This is a genomic window from Burkholderia mycopellens (assembly GCF_964265025.1).
Lineage (GTDB): Bacteria > Pseudomonadota > Gammaproteobacteria > Burkholderiales > Burkholderiaceae > Burkholderia.
Window position 1 is genome coordinate 514754 of sequence record NZ_OZ183802.1, and the last position, 18530, is coordinate 533283.

At 56.4% G+C, this 18530-nt stretch carries 19 protein-coding genes; 10 read left to right on the forward strand and 9 right to left on the reverse strand.

Annotated elements, in window-relative coordinates:
* The first annotated feature begins 36 nt into the window (after positions 1 to 36).
* Entirely contained in the window at positions 37 to 633 is a 597-nt protein-coding gene (locus ACPTTC_RS02500) for an FMN-dependent NADH-azoreductase (RefSeq protein ID WP_175957714.1), read from the forward strand.
* Positions 634 to 752: 119 nt separating this feature from the next.
* Here the strand turns inward: ACPTTC_RS02500 and ACPTTC_RS02505 are convergent, their stop codons facing one another.
* From ACPTTC_RS02505 to ACPTTC_RS02525, 5 genes are read right to left on the reverse strand one after another with little or no spacing between them, the layout of a single operon-like run.
* The gene (locus ACPTTC_RS02505) at positions 753 to 1655 is read right to left on the reverse strand and encodes a uracil-DNA glycosylase (RefSeq protein WP_423391445.1); all 903 of its coding nucleotides are present in this window, start codon (positions 1653 to 1655) and stop codon (positions 753 to 755) included.
* A 12-nt stretch (positions 1656 to 1667) separates the two neighbouring features.
* Entirely contained in the window at positions 1668 to 2294 is a 627-nt protein-coding gene (locus ACPTTC_RS02510; protein ID WP_175957716.1) for a CYTH domain-containing protein, read from the reverse strand.
* Positions 2294 to 3079, reverse strand: coding sequence for an indole-3-glycerol phosphate synthase TrpC (gene trpC / locus ACPTTC_RS02515; RefSeq protein WP_423391446.1), 786 nt, complete (start codon positions 3077 to 3079; stop codon positions 2294 to 2296). Before trpC ends, ACPTTC_RS02510 begins: the two co-directional genes overlap by 1 nt.
* A 29-nt stretch (positions 3080 to 3108) precedes the next feature.
* On the reverse strand, positions 3109 to 4140 hold the full coding sequence (trpD, locus tag ACPTTC_RS02520; protein WP_043191545.1) for an anthranilate phosphoribosyltransferase: 1032 nt from the start codon (positions 4138 to 4140) through the stop codon (positions 3109 to 3111).
* A gap of 13 nt (positions 4141 to 4153) precedes the next feature.
* A complete protein-coding gene (locus ACPTTC_RS02525) occupies positions 4154 to 4741 on the reverse strand; it encodes an aminodeoxychorismate/anthranilate synthase component II (protein WP_423391447.1) in 588 nt (195 codons plus the stop codon).
* A 397-nt stretch (positions 4742 to 5138) separates the two neighbouring features.
* Between ACPTTC_RS02525 and ACPTTC_RS02530 the strand changes: the two genes are divergently transcribed.
* From ACPTTC_RS02530 to ACPTTC_RS02545, 4 genes are all read left to right on the forward strand, one after another.
* A complete protein-coding gene (locus tag ACPTTC_RS02530; protein WP_423391448.1) occupies positions 5139 to 6140 on the forward strand; it encodes a hypothetical protein in 1002 nt (333 codons plus the stop codon).
* A gap of 183 nt (positions 6141 to 6323) precedes the next feature.
* Positions 6324 to 6617, forward strand: coding sequence for a helix-turn-helix transcriptional regulator (locus ACPTTC_RS02535; protein WP_423391449.1), 294 nt, complete (start codon positions 6324 to 6326; stop codon positions 6615 to 6617).
* Positions 6618 to 6974: 357 nt separating this feature from the next.
* Positions 6975 to 8465 (forward strand): DUF3987 domain-containing protein, encoded by a 1491-nt coding sequence (locus ACPTTC_RS02540; protein ID WP_423391450.1) that lies wholly within the window; start codon positions 6975 to 6977, stop codon positions 8463 to 8465.
* A gap of 1083 nt (positions 8466 to 9548) precedes the next feature.
* On the forward strand, positions 9549 to 10718 hold the full coding sequence (locus ACPTTC_RS02545; protein ID WP_423391451.1) for a hypothetical protein: 1170 nt from the start codon (positions 9549 to 9551) through the stop codon (positions 10716 to 10718).
* A gap of 159 nt (positions 10719 to 10877) precedes the next feature.
* On the opposite strand, the gene ACPTTC_RS02550 is transcribed toward ACPTTC_RS02545, so the two are convergent.
* From ACPTTC_RS02550 to ACPTTC_RS02560, 3 genes are all read right to left on the reverse strand, one after another.
* On the reverse strand, positions 10878 to 11375 hold the full coding sequence (locus ACPTTC_RS02550) for a toll/interleukin-1 receptor domain-containing protein (RefSeq protein ID WP_423391452.1): 498 nt from the start codon (positions 11373 to 11375) through the stop codon (positions 10878 to 10880).
* A 120-nt stretch (positions 11376 to 11495) separates the two neighbouring features.
* Entirely contained in the window at positions 11496 to 11912 is a 417-nt protein-coding gene (locus ACPTTC_RS02555) for a DUF2513 domain-containing protein (protein ID WP_423391453.1), read from the reverse strand.
* 57 nt (positions 11913 to 11969) lie between these two features.
* Entirely contained in the window at positions 11970 to 12704 is a 735-nt protein-coding gene (locus ACPTTC_RS02560; protein ID WP_423391454.1) for a hypothetical protein, read from the reverse strand.
* A 484-nt stretch (positions 12705 to 13188) separates the two neighbouring features.
* Here ACPTTC_RS02560 and ACPTTC_RS02565 point away from each other — a divergent pair, with 484 nt between their 5' ends.
* The 5 genes from ACPTTC_RS02565 to ACPTTC_RS02585 all read left to right on the forward strand — a co-directional run bounded on the left by ACPTTC_RS02565 (position 13189) and on the right by ACPTTC_RS02585 (position 17628).
* Complete coding sequence (locus ACPTTC_RS02565; RefSeq protein WP_423391455.1) at positions 13189 to 14256, forward strand: hypothetical protein; 1068 nt, start codon at positions 13189 to 13191, stop codon at positions 14254 to 14256.
* A gap of 206 nt (positions 14257 to 14462) precedes the next feature.
* Complete coding sequence (locus tag ACPTTC_RS02570) at positions 14463 to 14711, forward strand: hypothetical protein (RefSeq protein WP_423391456.1); 249 nt, start codon at positions 14463 to 14465, stop codon at positions 14709 to 14711.
* Complete coding sequence (locus tag ACPTTC_RS02575; protein ID WP_423391457.1) at positions 14704 to 15072, forward strand: hypothetical protein; 369 nt, start codon at positions 14704 to 14706, stop codon at positions 15070 to 15072. The genes ACPTTC_RS02570 and ACPTTC_RS02575 overlap by 8 nt, the downstream gene beginning before the upstream one ends.
* Before the next feature lie 69 nt (positions 15073 to 15141).
* Positions 15142 to 16194 carry a hypothetical protein gene (locus ACPTTC_RS02580; protein ID WP_423391458.1) on the forward strand — a complete coding sequence of 351 codons (1053 nt, stop codon included), beginning with the start codon at positions 15142 to 15144 and terminating at the stop codon, positions 16192 to 16194.
* Between the two features lie 300 nt (positions 16195 to 16494).
* Positions 16495 to 17628: a hypothetical protein gene (locus ACPTTC_RS02585; protein ID WP_423391459.1), complete on the forward strand. Its 1134-nt coding sequence runs from the start codon at positions 16495 to 16497 to the stop codon at positions 17626 to 17628.
* Between the two features lie 395 nt (positions 17629 to 18023).
* On the opposite strand, the gene ACPTTC_RS02590 is transcribed toward ACPTTC_RS02585, so the two are convergent.
* Positions 18024 to 18314: an H-NS family nucleoid-associated regulatory protein gene (locus ACPTTC_RS02590; protein WP_423391460.1), complete on the reverse strand. Its 291-nt coding sequence runs from the start codon at positions 18312 to 18314 to the stop codon at positions 18024 to 18026.
* Positions 18315 to 18530 lie beyond the last annotated feature (216 nt).

The following is an 18530-nucleotide window of genomic DNA, read 5'->3' on the forward strand; positions in this document are numbered from 1 at the left end:
TCGCGCTACCAAAGCGCAACCCTACCGGAGCCTGACATGACGACCATTCTGCAAATCAATTCCGCCGCGCGTTCGCAAGGTGCGCAATCCACGCTGTTGGCCAACGAACTGACGGCAAAGCTGCAACAATCGAACCCCGGCGCGAAGGTCGTGGTTCGTGACCTGCTGGCCGATGCGCTGCCGCACCTCGACGAATCGGTGCTGGGCGCGTTCTTCACGCCGGCCGAGAACCGCACCGCGGAACAGAATGCGATCGTCGCGAAGAGCGATGCACTGATCGCCGAACTGCAAGCTGCCGACATCATCGTGATCGGCGCGCCGATGTACAACTTCGGCATCTCGTCGCAACTGAAGACGTACTTCGACTGGATCGCACGTGCAGGCGTCACGTTCCGCTACACCGAGAACGGTCCGGAAGGCCTGATCAAGGGCAAGAAGGTTCACGTGGTGACGGCCCGAGGCGGCAAGTACGCCGGTACGCCGAACGACAGCCAGACCCCGTACCTGCGCACGTTCCTCGGCTTCGTCGGCATGACCGACGTGAGCTTCATCTTCGCGGAAGGCCTGAACCTCGGCCCGGATGCGCAAAGCGCCGCACTGGCCGGCGCACGCGAAGCGATCGCCGCCGCGTAAGGTCGATGCGGGTGCGCCGCGCTCGCTGCGTCGCCCGATAAAAAAACGCCGCGTCCCGAAAGGGGCGCGGCGTTTTTGCATGCAGGCTGGCGCGGCCGAAAGAATCGGCGGCGCGGCCGTTATGCGAGCGTTTCCGCCACTTCCGGCAGGCGCCAGTCGATCGGCTCGCGGCCCGCATCGACCAGATAGTCGTTCGCGAGCGCGAAATGGCGGCAGCCGAGGAAGCCGCGGTGCGCAGATAGCGGCGACGGATGCGGCGCCTCGAGCACGCAGTGCGCGCTTGCGTCGAACAATGCGCGTTTCGCTTGGGCGTGTGCACCCCAAAGCATGAAGACGAGCCCGCGATGGCGACCGGCAAGTTCGCGGATCAGCGTGTCCGTGCATTGCTCCCAGCCGCGCTTCGCATGGCTCGCGGCTGCGCCGCGCTCGACCGTCAGCACCGTGTTGAGCAGCAGCACGCCCTGCCGCGCCCAGGTGTCGAGGCAGCCGTGGCGCGGCGTGTCATGACCGAAGTTCGCGGCGATTTCCTTGAAGATGTTGCGTAGCGACGGCGGGGTGCGCACGGCCGGCGGCACCGAGAACGCGAGCCCGTGCGCCTGCGGCGTGCCGCGATCGTCGCCGTGGTACGGGTCCTGGCCGAGGATCACGACTTTCACGTCGTCCGGGCTCGTCAGGCGCAGCGCGCGGAACACGTCGGTCGGGTAGACCGTCTTGCCGGTCGCACGCTCGTCATCGACGAAGCGGCACAGCGGCGCATAGGCGTCGCTGTCGGTGAAGGGTTTCAGCACGTCGCGCCAGACGGACGGCAGCGCGTCGAATTGCGCGGCGAGGTGCGGAATGTCGGCGGCCGCGGGTTGCGGTACCGTCGGGGCCGCAGCCGGTGCAGCTTTCTTTGCGGGCTTGCGTCCGGCCGCGGGCGCTTCGGGCGCCTGGGACGGAATATCGGCCGGTGCCGTTTCCGGCACGGGGTCGTCGAACAGCGACGCCTGTTGCGGCGCGCGGGAAGTCTTGCGGGTTGCCATGCGTGATGCGGGTTATTGCGCGCGCAGCCGGTAGCCGCGCTGCGCCTTGCTGATGTTGTCGGGAACGAGGCCCGGCAGCGCTTGCTGCAATTCGGCGGCGAGCGTTGCGAGCGCCGCTTCCGGGCCGTCGATCAGTTCGAGTTCGATTTCGCTGATCGGTTCGCGGCGCGTTTCGTGTTCCGCCTGGACGACGATCTCGCCGAGGTCCACCGCGGCTTCGACGGTTGCGCCGCCGATTGCGATGCGCCACAGCGTACGCGAAAAATCCGTGCGGAACAGCGCGTGCAGCGCGCCCGCCGCGTCATTCAGCGCGGCGGCGGCTTCCGGCACGTCGCAGGCCGCGACGAGCGCGTCGATCTCGAGCGCGTCGCCGGCGACCGGCAGCTCCCATTCGTGGCGGCGATGCAGGCCGCCTTCCGCGCTGCCGACCGTCTTGAACGTCTGCAGCCAGCCTTGCGGCGCGCGGCGCACGCGCACCGCGCTCTTCGAGCGGGCCAGTGCGAGATCGGGCGTGTCGTAATAGACGTTCGCGAGCGTGATGTCGTGACCGGGTTCGCCGGTCAGCGTCTCGAAGAAGCGTCGCGCGGCGTCGGCCTGGCCGGCCGGCAGCGCGAGCTTGATTTCCTTTTCGATCGCCATCAGAAGAACATCCGTGCGAGCTCTTCGCCCGGCTGGTCGGCGCGCATGAACGCTTCGCCGACGAGGAACGTGTTCACGTTCGCCGCACGCATCGTGTCGACGTCGGTGCGCGACAGGATGCCCGATTCGGTCACGACGATCCGGTCGGCCGGAATCATGTCGAGCATGTCGAGCGTCGTCTGGATCGACGTCTCGAACGTGCGCAGGTTGCGGTTGTTGATGCCGAGCAGTGGCGTCTTGAGCGTCAGTGCTTGTTCCATCTCGTTACGGTCGTGTACTTCGACCAGCACCGCGAGACCGAGCGAGTGCGCATACGCTTCGAGATCCTGCATCAGCGGGGTGTCGAGCGCGGCGGCGATCAGCAGGATCGCGTCCGCGCCCATCGCGCGTGCTTCGATGATCTGGTACGCGTCGACGATGAAGTCCTTGCGCAGCACCGGCAGCGAGCAGGCCGCGCGCGCTTCCTCGAGATAGCGGACGCTGCCCTGGAAGAACTGCTCGTCGGTCAGCACCGACAGGCACGCGGCGCCATGCTCCGCATACGAACGCGCGATGTCGGCCGGCACGAAATGCTCGCGCAGCACGCCTTTCGACGGGCTGGCCTTCTTGATTTCGGAAATCACGGCCGCGTGGCCGGCCGCATGCTTTGCGCGCAGTGCGCCGACGAAGTCGCGCAGGTCGCGTGCGGATGCTTCCAGTTTCAGTGCCTCGAGCGGCGCGCTGCGCATGGCCGCTGCGACTTCTTCGCGCTTGACGGCGATGATTCGGTCGAGAATGTCGCTCATGTGGATTCCTGCTTGGTTCGTAAGGGGAGTCAGCGCTTGAACTGCTGCGTGAAGCGCACGAGTTCGTCGACTTTCGCGCGGGCCTTGCCGCTTGCGATCGCTTCGCGGGCGAGCTGGATGCCGTCCGCGATCGATTCGGCGACGTTCGCCGCATAGAGCGCGGTGCCGGCGTTCAGCGTGACGATCTCGCGTGCGACGCCCGGCTGGTTGTCCAGCGCGCCGAGCAGCATCGTGCGCGATTCGTCGGCATTTTCCACCTTCAGCGTGCGGTTCGACACCATCTGCAAGCCGAAGTCTTCCGGATGGATTTCGTATTCGTGCACCTTGCCGTCGCGCAGTTCGCCGACGAGCGTTGCCGCGCCGAGCGATACCTCGTCCATCCCGTCCTTGCCGTACACGACGAGCACGTGCTGCGCGCCCAGACGCTGCATCACGCGCACCTGGATGCCGACGAGGTCGGGGTGGAACACGCCCATCAGCTGGTTCGGCGCGCCGGCCGGATTGGTCAGCGGGCCGAGGATGTTGAAGATCGTGCGCACGCCGAGCTCGCGGCGCACGGCCGCGATGTTCTTCATCGCCGGGTGATGGTTCGGCGCAAACATGAAGCCCATGCCCGTTTCGGCGATCGACGCGGCAACCTGGTCGGACTGCAGGTCGATGTTCACGCCGAGCGCCTCGAGCACGTCGGCGCTGCCGGACTTGCTCGATACGCCGCGGTTGCCGTGCTTCGCAACCTTCGCGCCGGCCGCGGCCGTGACGAACATCGACGCGGTCGAGATGTTGAACGTGTGCGAGCCGTCGCCGCCGGTGCCGACGATGTCGACGAAGTTCGAGTTGTCCTGTACCTCGACGTGATTCGCGAATTCGCGCATCACGGTCGCGGCGGCGGCGATCTCGCCGATCGTCTCCTTCTTCACACGCAGCCCGGTGATGATCGCGGCCGCCATCACGGGCGACATGTCGCCGCGCATGATGAGCCGCATCAGGTGCAGCATCTCGTCGTGGAAGATTTCGCGGTGTTCGATCGTGCGCTGCAGCGCTTCCTGCGGGGTAATCGTCATCGTGAGGCTCCCGTCAGGCGGCCGCGGCCGCGGCGCGTGCCTGTTTCAGGAAATTCTCGAGCAGCGCATGGCCATGCTCGGACAGGATCGATTCCGGGTGGAACTGCACGCCTTCGATCGGCAGCGTCTTGTGGCGCACGCCCATGATTTCGCCGTCGTCGGTCCAGGCGGACACTTCGAGGCAGTCGGGCAGCGATTCGCGCTCGATCGCGAGCGAGTGGTAGCGCGTGACGTCGAAATGCTTCGGCAGGTCGGCGAATACGCCGCGGCAGTCGGTTTCGATCTTGCTCACCTTGCCGTGCATGATGGTCTTCGCGCGCACGACGCGGCCGCCGAAGGCCTCGCCGATCGCCTGATGACCGAGGCAGACGCCGAGGATCGGCTTCTTGCCCGCGAATTCCTTCAGCACGTCGAGCGTGATGCCCGCGTGCTGCGGGTTGCTCGGGCCGGGCGACAGGCAGATTGCGTCGGGATTCAGGCTCGCGATTTCGTCGAGCGTGATCTCGTCGTTGCGGTAGGTGCGCACGTCCTCGCCGAGTTCGCCGAAGTACTGGACCAGGTTGTAGGTAAACGAGTCGTAGTTGTCGATCATCAGCAGCATGATTGCCTCTAATTCATTGAATTTATTGAAATTTCTCTTGAGCGTCATGGTCAAGGGTGAAATTTTCGCCCCAACTTCACCCCAAAATGAATGAGATGACTGGGATGCCCGCAGCGGGGCCGTAGGAGTGTCTGGGCAGGCTTAACGCCAACCGAAGAAGAGGAGAACGGAGGGGAATCGAGTGCTGAGTCGCATACGCAGCATTCTAGCAGTACGAAGGGGCGAGCATAAGCACCTTCCGACGCAGGCAGATCGCTTTGAACCTCGTTCCGGAGGGCAAGCTACAAGGGCGGGGTGAACCAATGTAATTTCACATCGTGGATTGTCGGGCGTTCGCAGCAGTGAAAGGATCGGCCCCTTATACTCGTTGGAGTCAATACTTCTGAGCGAGGTACAAGTGCAAGCCCAAGTCAAGCTGCCGTCCGATTCGCTGATCGATTATTTAGATTTCTGCCGCTCAATTGCCGAAGCCAAACATCCGACGGAGTTTAGCGGAATCGATTGCGTTGTCCGCAAGCTGGTTAATACGCGCTTCCCGGTTCCAGCGCCCGATGCTGATTTCTGGGGCGATGGACGTCGGGTAGCCTACCAGAGCGTGTTGATGTCGGGAGACGGCCGAACGCTTAATGAATTGGTTCCGTCCGATCTGCCGGCCGCTGCGCAAAGTGGAATGGCCGGGCTTCCGGTCGATGGATCTGGTTCCCAGTCATATTACGAGATGGAAATGGTCTACAAATTGACTGACGACGATCGGCGCGAGTTGGCAGAGGTGTTACAGAATCCAGCGTTGCCGCCGCTGCGCTACCCAATGTCCGAAGACGAAAGGGCAGCGTTCAGGGCGGCATATATCCGGCTACAGAAACGTCCATCGTGGGAGCCAAGGTTAATTAGCGACGAAATGGTTGAGCAACGAAAGACGGAGCAACTCGACTATCTGGGCCGCCTTCACGATGCCTTGCAACGAGAAGTTGAGGAGGGGCGAATCGTTCCGTTAGATCGTGATCATTTTCAGACCAAGTTTTTTGCGAATGGGGCATTTATTTCCCGAGAGCAAGCTGTCGCGTACTTGGAGCGAAATGGATTCGAGTACCAAATTGGGGAGCCGGAGGTTGTGGAGCGCGGTAGCGTTGATGTAAGCGAGGCGCAGGCGGAAAAGCTCTCGGCCGAAGAGGGCAAGGGCTCAGGCGTAGGTCGACGGAAGCTTAGTCCGGCGAGGGAGCGGGAACTCGTCGACTATCACAACAAACTAAAAGCGTCTGGGAAAAAACCTTACGTTAAGCCAACGGCGGAGAAGTTTGGCATCTCCGTGACGTGGGTCTCCAAGTTGGTGAAAAAAGCTGCGGTTGCCGCTTCCGAGCAGAAAATCGATCATCTCCTGGTGGCAAGAAAGAAGAAATAGTCTCGGAACAGTTCCGAGTTGGTTCCGACTTGGACGTCTGGAAGCCTTATGGGACAAGGTCAGACAAAACCGCTTGCTCGGAAGTGCACTTCCGACTGCATTCTTCGTCACTCTTGGCACCCGCCGGATTCCAGCAAACGAGGATAGACAACCTCGTTTGCCCTAACAGTGATGGAGAAAGTCATGAACAAGCAGCACGCGCAGAACGCCGTTCCGCGCCAGTCCACCCCCACCCACCATGATGTTCCGATCAACATGTCCGAGATGGCTCGCCAACTGGGCAAGGCGCTGCGCATCCTGCGGATGAAGCAATTGATCGAGCGCACTAATCTGTCGCGTGCGACCTTGTACGTGCTGATGTCGAGCGATCCCACCTTTCCCCGCAAGATCAAGCTGACTGCACGTTCGATTGGCTTTCTCGAATCGGAAGTCGACGCCTGGATCGAAGCTCGCGCGCAACTGCGCGGCGCGATGTAAGAGGAGGATGCGATGCCGCAGACTATTCCTCCCCAGTCGCAATCAACCATCACTGACGGCGAAGCAAATGGGGCGCTGTGCAAGCAGATTATGGCCGATATATCCACTGTCGCGAGTGAGGCCGTGCTTGGAGACGTTCCGGCTATAGGCTGGCATTTGATGTTCATCGTGTCGAAAACCCGCGGTGGTCACAACGCTGTACCGCTGGGTTGCGATACAACCGCTACGGAATCTGTCTTGGTCGTGCCAATGATTGAGGCCGGGCATGGGGGGACCTCGTCACATGGTTTGTCGGGAGCGTTCGCGTCTCTCGCGGTCGTGGCTTAACGAGGACCGGAGATGCCAATAACGAGGTACGTGAACGGCAATATCGCCTATGAGTGGCCCACGTCCCAAGGGTGCTACCCGGCGAAGGTGTTTCCGCCCATCATTCGTGATGCTGTATTCGAGGTCAGCGCAAACCTTCATTTGCCAGTCGAACTAGCGGCTCAGGCAGCGCTCGGAGCGATTTCGCTTATCGTTCAGAGCTTTGCTAACGTTGAATGTCCCGGTCACGAACCAGCGCCGTGCGCTATCTTTTTGATGGGGATCAGTAATTCAAGCGGCGGGAAATCGCTGGTCGAGCAGCGATTTATTCGTGAAATTGTTGCGTTCGAGCGCAGACAGTCTGAAGAGGTTGCTGCCAAGGAGGCGCAGTTTCGGGCTGACCTGAAAATCTGGCAGGACGACGAGCGGCGACTTTCAAAGGAGTACGGTCGTGTCGAGAAAGGTTCAGCCGAGGAGCAGCTTATTTGTGAGGCGCGTGTTCAGCACGAGTTGGACCGGCCGGTGAAACCTGTAAAACGTCAATTGCGCTATGCGGAATTGTCGCCGCAGGGATTGCGGGATGCACTCATCGAGCACGGCGCCATTGGCATCTTTTCGCCGGAAGCCGGACCGGTTCTCACCGGTATAACGTTCAGCCAGCAAGCAATGCTGAGTAGCTATTGGAGCGGTGAAGACCGGCCGACGGCTCTTGTTAGTGGAGATCGCCGCCCAGTAGAGCCACGATTGACCGTAGTGCTTCAGCTTCAAGAAGGCAAATTTGCCAACTACATGAAGCGTCGCGGTAGAGAGGCTTTCGAAGTAGGATTGATGGGGAGATTTCTAGTCGCAGCGCCGTACACCGACGACAAGCCGGGGCAACGAGTTTATGTTGAAGACATGTCCGAACTCAAGCTCGGGCTTTTCAATGAGCGGGTCAGACAAATCTTGGAACAGACTGTACCGTTGCCGCATGATCGACAAGTACGCAGATTGTCGGATGACGCAAAACTCTATTGGAAATATTTCAAGGAGCAGATTCATGATCGGCTGATCTGCGGACCATATTCTGATGACATGAAGTCATTTTTTCGGAAGCTTGCCCAGCAGGCAAGTCGCATTGCCACGTTGTTTGACTATTTCGAAGGACGGTCTGGTGAAATTTCGGGGGATGCGATGGAGAGTGCGATCGCACTGTGCGAGTGGTATGCACACGAATTCATTCAAATTTTCTCAGAGTATGTCCCATCGCAACGGCAAAAGATCGACGAGGCTAAGCGAGATCTTCTTTTGTGGCTTCAGGGAGTGCGGGCAGCGCCATATCGCTATCAAAAGCTTACGCCTGGCCGCTATACGGAGCGAGAGCTCAATAATTATTCGAATGTTCGTGGCGAGCCAGTTGTTTTGGGGATGGCGATTGATGAGCTCGAAGATGAAGGGCATATTTCGGTGGACCATGGGAGGAAGGGCGGGCGCATCATCGTTTTTCCTCCCTTGATCGAACCGATAATTCATCAATTTTTTCGGCCGATCAAAAATTTTTAATCTGGACTGGAATATTTCATCAGATGTCCTGGCACCATAAGCCTTGGAGTTGAGCAATAAGGCGCGTGCTATTTGCATGCGCCTTATTGCTTTGCGTCCAGGCAAGGTTCTGCGAGAACGGGGCTCATCATACCGCAGCTGTCCGTCCTGGGCTTACACGTGAAACAGATGAGTGAGAGGTAATTGTTGCCGGTGCTACGCTGCTACATTTGCTACCGTAGCAAATGTAGCAGCGTAGATGCCCCTATACATTCATGTTACGTTCTCCGCTGGAGGCTGATTTGCACCGTATTGGTGCCAGCTCTCGCGTTGGATGTGTGTTCGTCAAAGCTGCTGGACACGGTGAAGATTCGCGTCGCTCTGCCGCATTTTTGCAACCTGAGCAGCCGGTATTGACTGTTCTAGTCAAAGCGCTGCTTATATAGAACGGGTGAGTTCAAGGGAATAAATGCCGTGGTATTTCGCCGGTCAGTCGGTGGCGGTTCTTTATCCGGTGATGGTAATCGGGGTGCGTTATGTTGGGTGTGTTTGCGTCATCTGATTAAGGTGATTGTCTGGATAATTATGTAACGAATATTTGTTTGAAATTGATAGATTAAATCCGCTGAGATGCTTGTGTTTGCTGGGTGTAATGGCGTTTGTTGTTGGTGTTTTTGGTGTGATGTTCTTGCTGTCTCCTATATTAAGATTGTATTCGTGAATATTCTCAACTATAAGGGGTATTCCAGTGCCATGTATCCATGGATATTTTTAGCTATAAGAGAGGGGGTGTATTTGGTATTCATGGTCATCTCTCTTATAGATGAAGGGATTCTTGTAGGTAAGGATAAAGTGTCTTGTGGGTGTAAATGAGAACTGCATGATTGAGCGTCATCAATGTTGGATGCTGCAATCTTCATCGTAGATCCGTTTGGATGGAGAGGGTGATCTCATTGTGCTGACAGTAGTGAAATGTCGAATCACAATGCCGTACTTCTTGTGGTAGTCAGAGCAGAATATGTTCGACGTATAAGAGTTCGTTGTCTTGTGTTGTAAGAAATCACAGCGCTCATCTATTGGATGTCCTGGTAATGGGGATTCAAGATGAGTCAACAAGCAAGTCATGGGAATCGATTTGGATTCGATTCGAACGTCTTTGAGAACAGTCAATCTTATCCTGGCTTTGTCAGGTACTGGGAGATTGACGAGTACGCCGATCTGATGGGTGAGCTACAACGTTTCTTGGAGACGGTACTGGAGACTAGTCAAGTACCCTTTGACATTCGCAATCAAGCGGGATATCAGCGAGCAGTACGTAATCCGGTTGGGTATTCAGGGTATAGGAGCCTGTCGGGGTTCATGTCTCAATGTGGGCAATGGATGGACCTGTACTGGCCTGAGTATGCCTACAGTGCTGATCTCCACCTCTTCTTCGACTGCTTCATGCAGCATCCCTTTGCTCAGGTATTCAGTAACGGTACGTTATCGAATAGTGTCGACAAGGCAGTAGCAGCGGATCTGTACAACAACTTCATTGGTTGTCTGCGTACGGAGGCAGTGCGTAGAGGAGTCAGGAAGTCGCTACACAACTGGAGAGGTAATCTCGATAGCCAAGAGGGTTCTATTCGCCGGTACTTGGATGTGCTGTATGGGCGTCACAAGAAGCTTCTGCCGGTACGTCTAGACCTGTCTTACAAGTGCTATGCGGATGACGACAATAATGCATTAGAACGAACGAGCTGGACGAGGGAGGCTAATGGAGCTTGGACTCAAGTGCTATCGAATGCACCGATAGGTGACGGTATACCTGAGACGAGAGCACGTATTGATCCACGCGTGGCGATGCAGGATCGAGACGTGTTCTTTGGGAATCGTCGTGGATCAGATCGAGCGTTGTTCGATCCCATGGCAGGTCATATATGCAAAATGGAACAGGGAGGGGAGCATAGGGCGTACCACTTCCATTGCATCTTCTTCTTCGATGCTGAGCTGGTAAGGCGGAGTCAGCTGGACGAGCTGAAGGACGATATAGCGGATCGCTGGAGTCGGGTGACGCGTAGACAAGGCTTGACATTCGATTGTCATGAGAGGAAGGATCAAGCGGAACTCAGAGCACAAGGGCGATGGGCCATTGACGCTATCGACTGTAGTAATCCAGTCCAGGTCGCGAGGTTGTCTGATTACATAGCCGACTACTTCGCGAAGGATGACGGACAGATGGTTCGAGTTAAGCCTACTGCCAAGGCATGGACGCTTACGATGGGTAGAAAATGAATCGCGGTACGTCTGAACCGGGTGTCTATTGTGAAGGCCGGGCAATACCTGGTGCTTAAGGGAGTTGATCGTATCCGTACGTTCGGTATGGGGCAGGTGCCTAATGGAGTTGCCCCTGTAACTCAGGACACGCGACACCGTTAGGTTGATGACACCGCATTACGCCTGAACTCGCGAGGCGAGCGGTATTTCAGGTTGCTCATAGACGAGCCTCAAAAGTTCATCAAGGCCGCTGCCGTACCGTTCGTCTGTAGATACGTCGATGTAAATCCGGCCTTGCATGAAGACAGGAAAGCATGGCTGTCCATCGGCGTCATACTCGCAAACAACGGGAATGAACTTGGTTTGCTTGACTTTCCCGTAAAGCTCTTGCGAGATGATCTGAGACTCTGTACCAACGCCGCCCGCACGATTATTTGCTTTCTCCTGGTATTTGCGGTCACAGAGGACGAGAACCTTCAATACGTCTGGGTCGACAACCATCGATTCCATGAACACGTACTTGTCCTGGCCGGGTTTGAGGTCCCATTTGTCAAGAATTGCGTCTACGCCGTGGTTGCGAAGCGAGGTTGCCAGGTCGATGACGAACTGTTCATGTTTGGCATCCGTCCAACTGTACGAAATGAAAACCTTTGGATGTTCAGTCGTTCCGCTCATGGCCTAGAAAGTTTGGTTTTTCGGAAAATGAGGTGCTCTCTGCATCGTGAATATCCGTGATTTTAAGAGAGTTCCTGTGTCCCCGGACACGTGGGGCGACTTCAATCTTGACATGACGCGTTATGTCCCGATGAGTTGCTTGAGCGCCCAGCCTGCGAGCGTCTTGATGGCGTCGAACGTCAATTCAATACCTTTCGTTTGAGCGGTTGCTTTGATCTTTTCCCATACGGGCAGTGATCGCATCGTGTCGAGAAGATCGTGGCCCGCCATTGTCAGTCGTGGACTCGACAGGCCGAACGAAATGTGTCCGTCAGCGCCCCGTAGGACGTGAATGCCTTCGACGTACCCGTTGTTGATCAGCAATTCAAGATGGCCGGCGATTCGACCTTCTATCGAGCGGTACTCGTCGTACTGGCGCGTGTACTCCGCCTCCGGCTGGTCTGTCCATGTCGGAGCATCGGGAATGTCGTCGAGTACGTTGCGGTCTTCCTCGACGTCGGTAAGTTGCTTGCGCAGTAGATCCCAGTCGCGTTTCAAGGTTTTCTCCGGAAATTCTTGGTTAGCTCCAAAAGAGTTGCTTTGTCAGCCGTTCGATTAGACAGCGGTCGGCGGCGATTCAGCGGCACCGACTTGAGGGCTGCCATGATCATCTGTCTTGGTCGCGCGGCGTGTCCGCGGCTTTTTGACTGCGTCGGTGAGTGGTGTGCTCGGACTCGATCGTGTCGCGTGCGGCAGCGGATAAATTGCGTTGGCATTGAGCAATCGGCGTGCAGCATCTGCGCGGAGCGCGACCAATGTCAGCGCCGGCATAACGATCAGATCCAATGTGAACAACACGGCAATGGCGATGGGATCAACGAGCTTCAAAATTACACCGAACAGTATCAACCCGAGATAGGGGGCGACGATCAGCGCCATCGCGATGTGAAAGATGTGCTGGAACGACAGCTTCGGACGGATTCGTGCATCTTCGAAGCGTTGTTCGTCTGCCCGAAATTTTACGAGCAGCCCTGCTTGCTTGATATTGCGGAGAAGCGTAAGTGGACTATCACGCTGAAGCGCGAAGCGGATTGCGTCGCCGGGTAGTTCGACACCGAGCATGTCTTTGGTAGCCAGCTGCAATGCTCCTGAGGAGGCAGTGTGTCCTCCGTTCTTCCGGTTCATGATGTCATATAGTCGCTTCGTTCGGCCTTGGGCTAATCGCAGGCTTCCGAATCGGAACTTGACCAATGTAACAGCCCCAAGGATCGGCGCGGTGAAAAAAGAGATAGTCCCAATTGTTGCGACGTGGCCCTGCTGGATAAAATCGACGATGGAGTTGATGCTCATGCTGGCTCCAAAATGCTCCTCCAGAGCAAAGTATTACAGACTGGAGGGGAATGTGGTGAATTGGTGTGTAGCGCTTGTGTATTCTTCTGTAGCGAAATCGAAAATACTCACTTGGTGTTTGGGTTGCCGCTGTTCGGACCGGAGATAGTCAGCTTCCCGTCGGGTTGTCCGTTGTTGACCGTTACATCTACGACCGGCTGACTATTGGTGCGGCCATGGAGCTGGAATGTGTCGTCGAGAACACCATTCTTGAGTCACGTTTCGATTCGCTTCGGGCCGGAGTACGGCGCCGAGCAGGTCGCGTCGTCGATAAGTAATCTATTGTCGATGCCAACGTCCCACTCGGCTGAGTTACTGAGGCAACCCCACTTGGAAAGACGGAGTCACTGGGCGCTTATGGCGGCGACAGCTTAGGTCATGGAATGATGCTTGAGGTGACTCGACTGATGGCACAATGGCCCCATCAGGTCCATTTCTTAATTTAATGAGTATCGATCCCGCTAGCCTGGCCGTTCGTGACGCACTGTTTTCTCACGAGATGTTCGATGCTAGGCAGACAAACGCAATCGGATATTCTCTCGACGAGCTGCGTGATCATGAGCCCGCGCTCGCTTTTGAGCGGGAGCCGATCGAAGCCGAGCTTAACACCCTTGAGCGGGAGCGTCTCGTGAACGCAATGGGCGCGAATGCGTGGTTCGCAACGCCAGCGGGCCTCGTGGCTCGTGAGCGTCGGTGGCGTGAGCGCGGCTTGCGTAACCCGTCGCTAGGAGATCCAGGCGTACCGGTGCGCGACAGGATCATTGCGCTCGTGCACAGCAGCGGGGAACTCGACGAGAGCCTCGCGAGCCAGGGACTTGCGAGGCCGGCACTGCTTGTGTTGCTCTTTGATGTAGATCCGCTCGTAGTGGTCCTTGAGCTTGAGGCGCTGCAAGCTGGGGGACTCTTGCGAGAAGATGCTGGCTGGTTCGGTACCGAACCAGCCAGCGTGTATCTTCGTGCAGACGGACGACGTTACTACGTCAATGAGGTCGTTCAACGGCTGGGGCTGGTGCCGCCGGCGACCATCCTTGCGCCACTGCAGCAGGAACAACTGCCGTTCGACGAACTTGGATTGCCACCCGACATCGCGAACAACTTACGGTTCCGCTGGGAGGAGGCAGCGCGCTGTACAAAAGCGCGCGCTTGGCTGGCTGCGGTCGTGATGGAGGGGTCGATCCTGGAACTTGTCCTGCAAGCGTGGTTACGTGAGGATGAAGTTCGTGCGATGTCTGCCACAGGCGTTCCCCGAGGCAAGGGTGGTGCCATCAAGGCTGTAGAAGACTGGACCGCGGCGGAGATGATCCGGGTGGCGGCCTCACTGGACTGGCTCGAACCGAGCCTGGCGAAATATGCCGATGGCTTGCGCGATACCCGTAACCTCATTCACGCGGGGAAGCAGGTGCGCGAGCGGAGTCAGCCGGACGCGGGCGTTGCCGGAATCAGCAGCCAGGTCGTCAAGGCGGTTCTGGGCGCGCGGGCGAAGTGGTGTCGCACTCGCGAGTCGGCAGGGTGAGTGCGTCATCGCCAGCAGACTCGAGAGGAACACGCCGAAATTGCTCCGTCATGTAAGCGCTAGAAAGCTCAACATATACTCGGACCTAGAGCGAAAACAAGACGCTTGCTTGTGCGCGATAGTCGCCTCATGGCATGCATTTGATGTGCGGATGTGAGACCGTCCGGCAAGGAACAGGGGAACCAGTCCGGCTACACGCATGCAAAGTGAACATTACGTTAGGTAAGGCTGCTTCGATGGGCTCGGCTGCGCTCATCGAGGGACTTGTTCAAATCGTACGGGGATACAAGACCATGTTTGAATTCATAGCAAAGATTTTCAGTATGCTCATGGAGCTTTGGGGAAAGCTCCCTGAGTCCGCGAAGGAAGCGATCATCAAGGCAGCGGTAGATACCTTCGAGGCGATTTTCCGTGCCTATTTCAAATCTCAAAAAGGTGGAGAGGCAAATGCTTAAGGATAGCGCGAAACTCAACGTCAGCCTCGCCACTTCAGCTAGCGAAGACGCCGAGGAGAAGAGCCTCAAGAGGTATCTGAAATCACAGCAGGGAGCAGTCGCACTTCAGAGCAGTGGCGTGAAATTGACAAGTGACGTGACCGCGACGATTGCGGGATTCAGTGGTGCGCCATTCGTCTTCGGTGGTAAGGAGGTAGAGAAATTTTCTCAAAGAGTCACGGATATCGTCCAGAGCGAACAATTCACAGATGAGCTGAGTCGAGTGATCGGAACGCCTCTTCCGGATGAGACAGAGGACGAGTTTGTCAAACGGGCCAAAGAAAAAATGACTGGCTTACTTAGAAAGAAGTTTTCCATGTGACGACGAAGCATCTGCATGCGGCTCTATCAGATATCTCCTGAGCGCGTTTGATTTTTATCCGGTGAGCATATGAAAGAAAATTCGAATGACCCGCAGGATAGCGATCGATCAGATGGTGCTCCGGACGAGCCGGCGGCGCCTGGTGAACCCATAGTCTCGTGGAGCGACGCCCTCCGTGCTGAAAGTTCGCTAGGGAACACAGTTTCCAGTTTGAATGCGCTGAATGTAGGCGCGTTGTGGACCACGGTTCTGCCGGAACCCACTTGGCTCAGCCGAATTCAAGTCGGTCTGCGTCTGCCGAACGTGATGGGCTCCGTGCTTGGTAAGCTGGAAGAGCAGACGACCGGGCTATTTCCGATCGTGTCCCGAGTCAACGAGATTACGGATGCGATTAGTCGGAGTGTGATGGGACTTGGCGAGCCGTGGGGCAAGCTTGCCAAGGAACTCTCGGAATTTTCTCGGAAGTTGGATTCGTATCCGGACGAGATGCGAGAAGGCCTGATCGCGATGAGTCGATTCGGCTGGTATCTCGACCAAGATATGGAAATGTCTGATCCGATTCGTTTTAAGCGTGCGGTGGACGAGGGGCGCGAGGTGCAGGCTGATACCGAGATGGTGGAGTACTTCGACGCTCGTATCGACGGCATTCGCACGGAACTGATACAGGCATATTCGCATCGACAAGAGATTCTCGACGCGGCATTTGACGCTCATTCGAGGGGGCAGTATCTGTTGTCCATCCCTGTCTTGCTTGCCCAAGTGGATGGAATCTGCTTCGATGTGGTGGATGCCCATTTTTTCATGGGAAGAGAGCGGCCCGAAGTGTTGGCCAAAGCGGCTGAATTCGCGGACTCTCAAATTGCCCGTGCATTTCTGGCGCCCCTCGAAGCGGAGATGTCCATCGCCTTGTCCGAGAAGGCGCGTCCTCCGGGATTCGCAGGACTCAATCGACACATGGTGCTGCACGGAGAGTCGATCGATTACGGAACCAAGGAAAATGGACTTCGAGCGATATCGTTGTTGAACTACATTGCTCAGTCACTTGAGCGCGAAATTTCAGATACGGACGAACCGATCAATGATGCCGACCCTACGTCTGTAACGGATGTGTCCGGTTGTTGAGGAGGGCGCGTTGTTGACGGTTGCGGTGACTGGTACGAACACGCGGATGGGTAGTTTATGAATGGATGAATGTCGGGATCGACGATAACGTGCATCTCTTTTACGAGGACTCGCTTGGCTCTTACGGGCATGTTATTTGACTGTTGCTGTTCATCCTAGTCTCCGGCCCAAACGGAATTTTTGTCCGAATCTACGCACTGCTATCGTGTTCATGTTCCATGTATATTCGGTTGCGGTAAATTGTCGCTCGAGCTGCGTAGAGACGCTTACCAATCCGCAACTGCTTGACGAGAGGTGTCAGTGAAGCTGTACAACTTTGATCACGGATGTTCTAAGCCAACCACCATTCGGATTGGTCCATACAGAATAGAAATAGCTGCTTCACACTGCACCAATTTGGCAGGGATGCCGCAGCGTGCTAAGCAGATGTACATGTACGATGGCCAACTGCGCCGTGTGGTGGTGCACGTGCCTCGTGAGCGAGGAGGTTTCGTTGAAACGGCAGTTGCCAACCGCGACGGCAGCGAAGAGCAGTCACGTCTCTTTCCTGATATCTCAGGGATAAGTCAAGATTACGATCTCGTCTTGCTGCTATCGTTCTTGACGGGCCGTCGCGTCTACATTGACCAGGATCTGGAAGGTGATCCGCGACGAGCCTACGGGGATAGCGTCATTGATCCAATATTCCTTCAATATCTACCGCCCCAGATCTGGATTAGCCTAGACACAATTGCCAAAATTGGACTCTCTGATGCTTTAAATTGCATGGTGAATGCGGCGCATGCCCCTGATCTGATTGGACGCGGGGCTTATGCTAACGCAGCTTTCGATGCCGTGTGTTCCGCATGGGCGAAAAAGTCAAACAAAACGAAATATGAGAGCCGTCCGCTAATCGAGCGAGCTGCGTTAAGGGTAGTGGGTGAGATTGAAAAGACGATTTTAGCGAAATCACGGGATTTGATATTGAAGATATTCCAGATTGAGGGGGTGGCGCCCAACGTTGCTGAGGATATATCGGCCCGTTTTCGGTCAACGGCATCACCTTCGGCGGTGATGAAAATGACCTGTTTTTTACAGAAATTCGATCTATTTCCTTTGGAGCCGTCTGGCGAGCAGAACGATCGCCTAAAGTGGTTGAATACCGTCAGGAATGGTATCGCGCATAGTGGTGCAATTCGTACGGAAAAGACTCTGGGGGCTGAGACAAGTCTATCGGTCGCGGGTGCCGTTGTCATTTTAACTGAGCAGATAGTTGCTTTTTACCTCGCGTGCGAAATTCTCAATATTCGGAATCCAAGTATTGAAAGCATACGAAACGAAATTAGAGAATTTTTCTTCGAAGGAACATTCAGAAAGCAGCGAGTTTTTACGGAAAGCTATGGTGAGTATCTGGATCGACTAGAGAATGAGTGGGTGCAAGGCGGGGTCGTTTGATCGATACGTGTGGCGGCGCCTTGAGCCGCTGCGTTGGATGCTAGGTTGGCCATGAACGAGCTGCGCGTATCATGGATCGTCTAGGTCAAAGCAACCGGAGGTGTCGAATCTTCCCCATCTGAGGAGAGCGCTTCAGGATCAGGTCGGCGAGGTATTCGGGCAGCAATACAGGAGGGATGTTCGCTGGTATGTCGTCAATCAGCTGAGACGGTACCTGGACAATGAAGTCGTCCGGAGCATCAGAAAGGCTGTGTTCGTATGCGACTCTGACTTGCATGGGGATGTGGAGGATGGCCTGGGGTGCTGGTTGTCGCCAGTTGGAATTCGGAGCTGCGTGAGCACCTATCCACGACTTGGTCCGCCATAGTGACAGACCAAACCGTAGACGGAAAGATTTACTCCTGGATCAGAAAGCGATCTCGATTCTTGGCATCCTTGATCCACGCTGGCGCGCGACCGCGGCCTGACCAGGTTGCACCGGTTTTCGGATCGAGATACTTCGCCTCAGTCGGTGCTTTGACGGATCGCCCGCGCTTCCTGCCAAAGATGTCTTTCTCAGTAATGCCGTACTCGGCGACTTTGGCGCGGACCTCATCAAGAACTGCTTGGAATTCGGCGAGGCGTGCTGCTTCAGCCTTCTCTGCAAGTGCCAGTGCTTGAACTTTCAGCTCTTTGTACGTTGCCATACCCTTTTCCTCTTGATTGTGATGCAGAGATAGTAGCTCTTTTCGATGGTAAAAGATGTAAGGTAGTTCGTAGTAGGTTGATTGCGATCTGCTCCCCCAATGCTACCAAGCCGGCAAGGATCTGGATAGCTAGATCGGGCTATGGCATGAATTGTCGCGGGGTAATATCTGGTTTGCGTCTTGTCGTGTTCGTTGACGGACTGAAATTGGCCATCG

What these genes read in the sequence shown, in the direction of transcription:
- ACPTTC_RS02535 (WP_423391449.1), top strand. Translation starts at nt 6,324, where the DNA reads ATGAACAAGCAGCACGCGCAGAACGCCGTTCCGCGCCAGTCCACCCCC.
- ACPTTC_RS02500 (WP_175957714.1), top strand. Translation starts at nt 37, where the DNA reads ATGACGACCATTCTGCAAATCAATTCCGCCGCGCGTTCGCAAGGTGCG.
- ACPTTC_RS02575 (WP_423391457.1), top strand. Translation starts at nt 14,704, where the DNA reads ATGCTTAAGGATAGCGCGAAACTCAACGTCAGCCTCGCCACTTCAGCT.
- ACPTTC_RS02565 (WP_423391455.1), top strand. Translation starts at nt 13,189, where the DNA reads ATGAGTATCGATCCCGCTAGCCTGGCCGTTCGTGACGCACTGTTTTCT.
- ACPTTC_RS02580 (WP_423391458.1), top strand. Translation starts at nt 15,142, where the DNA reads ATGAAAGAAAATTCGAATGACCCGCAGGATAGCGATCGATCAGATGGT.
- trpD (WP_043191545.1), bottom strand. Translation starts at nt 4,140, where the DNA reads ATGACGATTACCCCGCAGGAAGCGCTGCAGCGCACGATCGAACACCGC.
- ACPTTC_RS02545 (WP_423391451.1), top strand. Translation starts at nt 9,549, where the DNA reads ATGAGTCAACAAGCAAGTCATGGGAATCGATTTGGATTCGATTCGAAC.
- ACPTTC_RS02525 (WP_423391447.1), bottom strand. Translation starts at nt 4,741, where the DNA reads ATGCTGCTGATGATCGACAACTACGACTCGTTTACCTACAACCTGGTC.
- trpC (WP_423391446.1), bottom strand. Translation starts at nt 3,079, where the DNA reads ATGAGCGACATTCTCGACCGAATCATCGCCGTCAAGCGCGAAGAAGTC.
- ACPTTC_RS02510 (WP_175957716.1), bottom strand. Translation starts at nt 2,294, where the DNA reads ATGGCGATCGAAAAGGAAATCAAGCTCGCGCTGCCGGCCGGCCAGGCC.
- ACPTTC_RS02550 (WP_423391452.1), bottom strand. Translation starts at nt 11,375, where the DNA reads ATGAGCGGAACGACTGAACATCCAAAGGTTTTCATTTCGTACAGTTGG.
- ACPTTC_RS02505 (WP_423391445.1), bottom strand. Translation starts at nt 1,655, where the DNA reads ATGGCAACCCGCAAGACTTCCCGCGCGCCGCAACAGGCGTCGCTGTTC.
- ACPTTC_RS02560 (WP_423391454.1), bottom strand. Translation starts at nt 12,704, where the DNA reads ATGAGCATCAACTCCATCGTCGATTTTATCCAGCAGGGCCACGTCGCA.
- ACPTTC_RS02590 (WP_423391460.1), bottom strand. Translation starts at nt 18,314, where the DNA reads ATGGCAACGTACAAAGAGCTGAAAGTTCAAGCACTGGCACTTGCAGAG.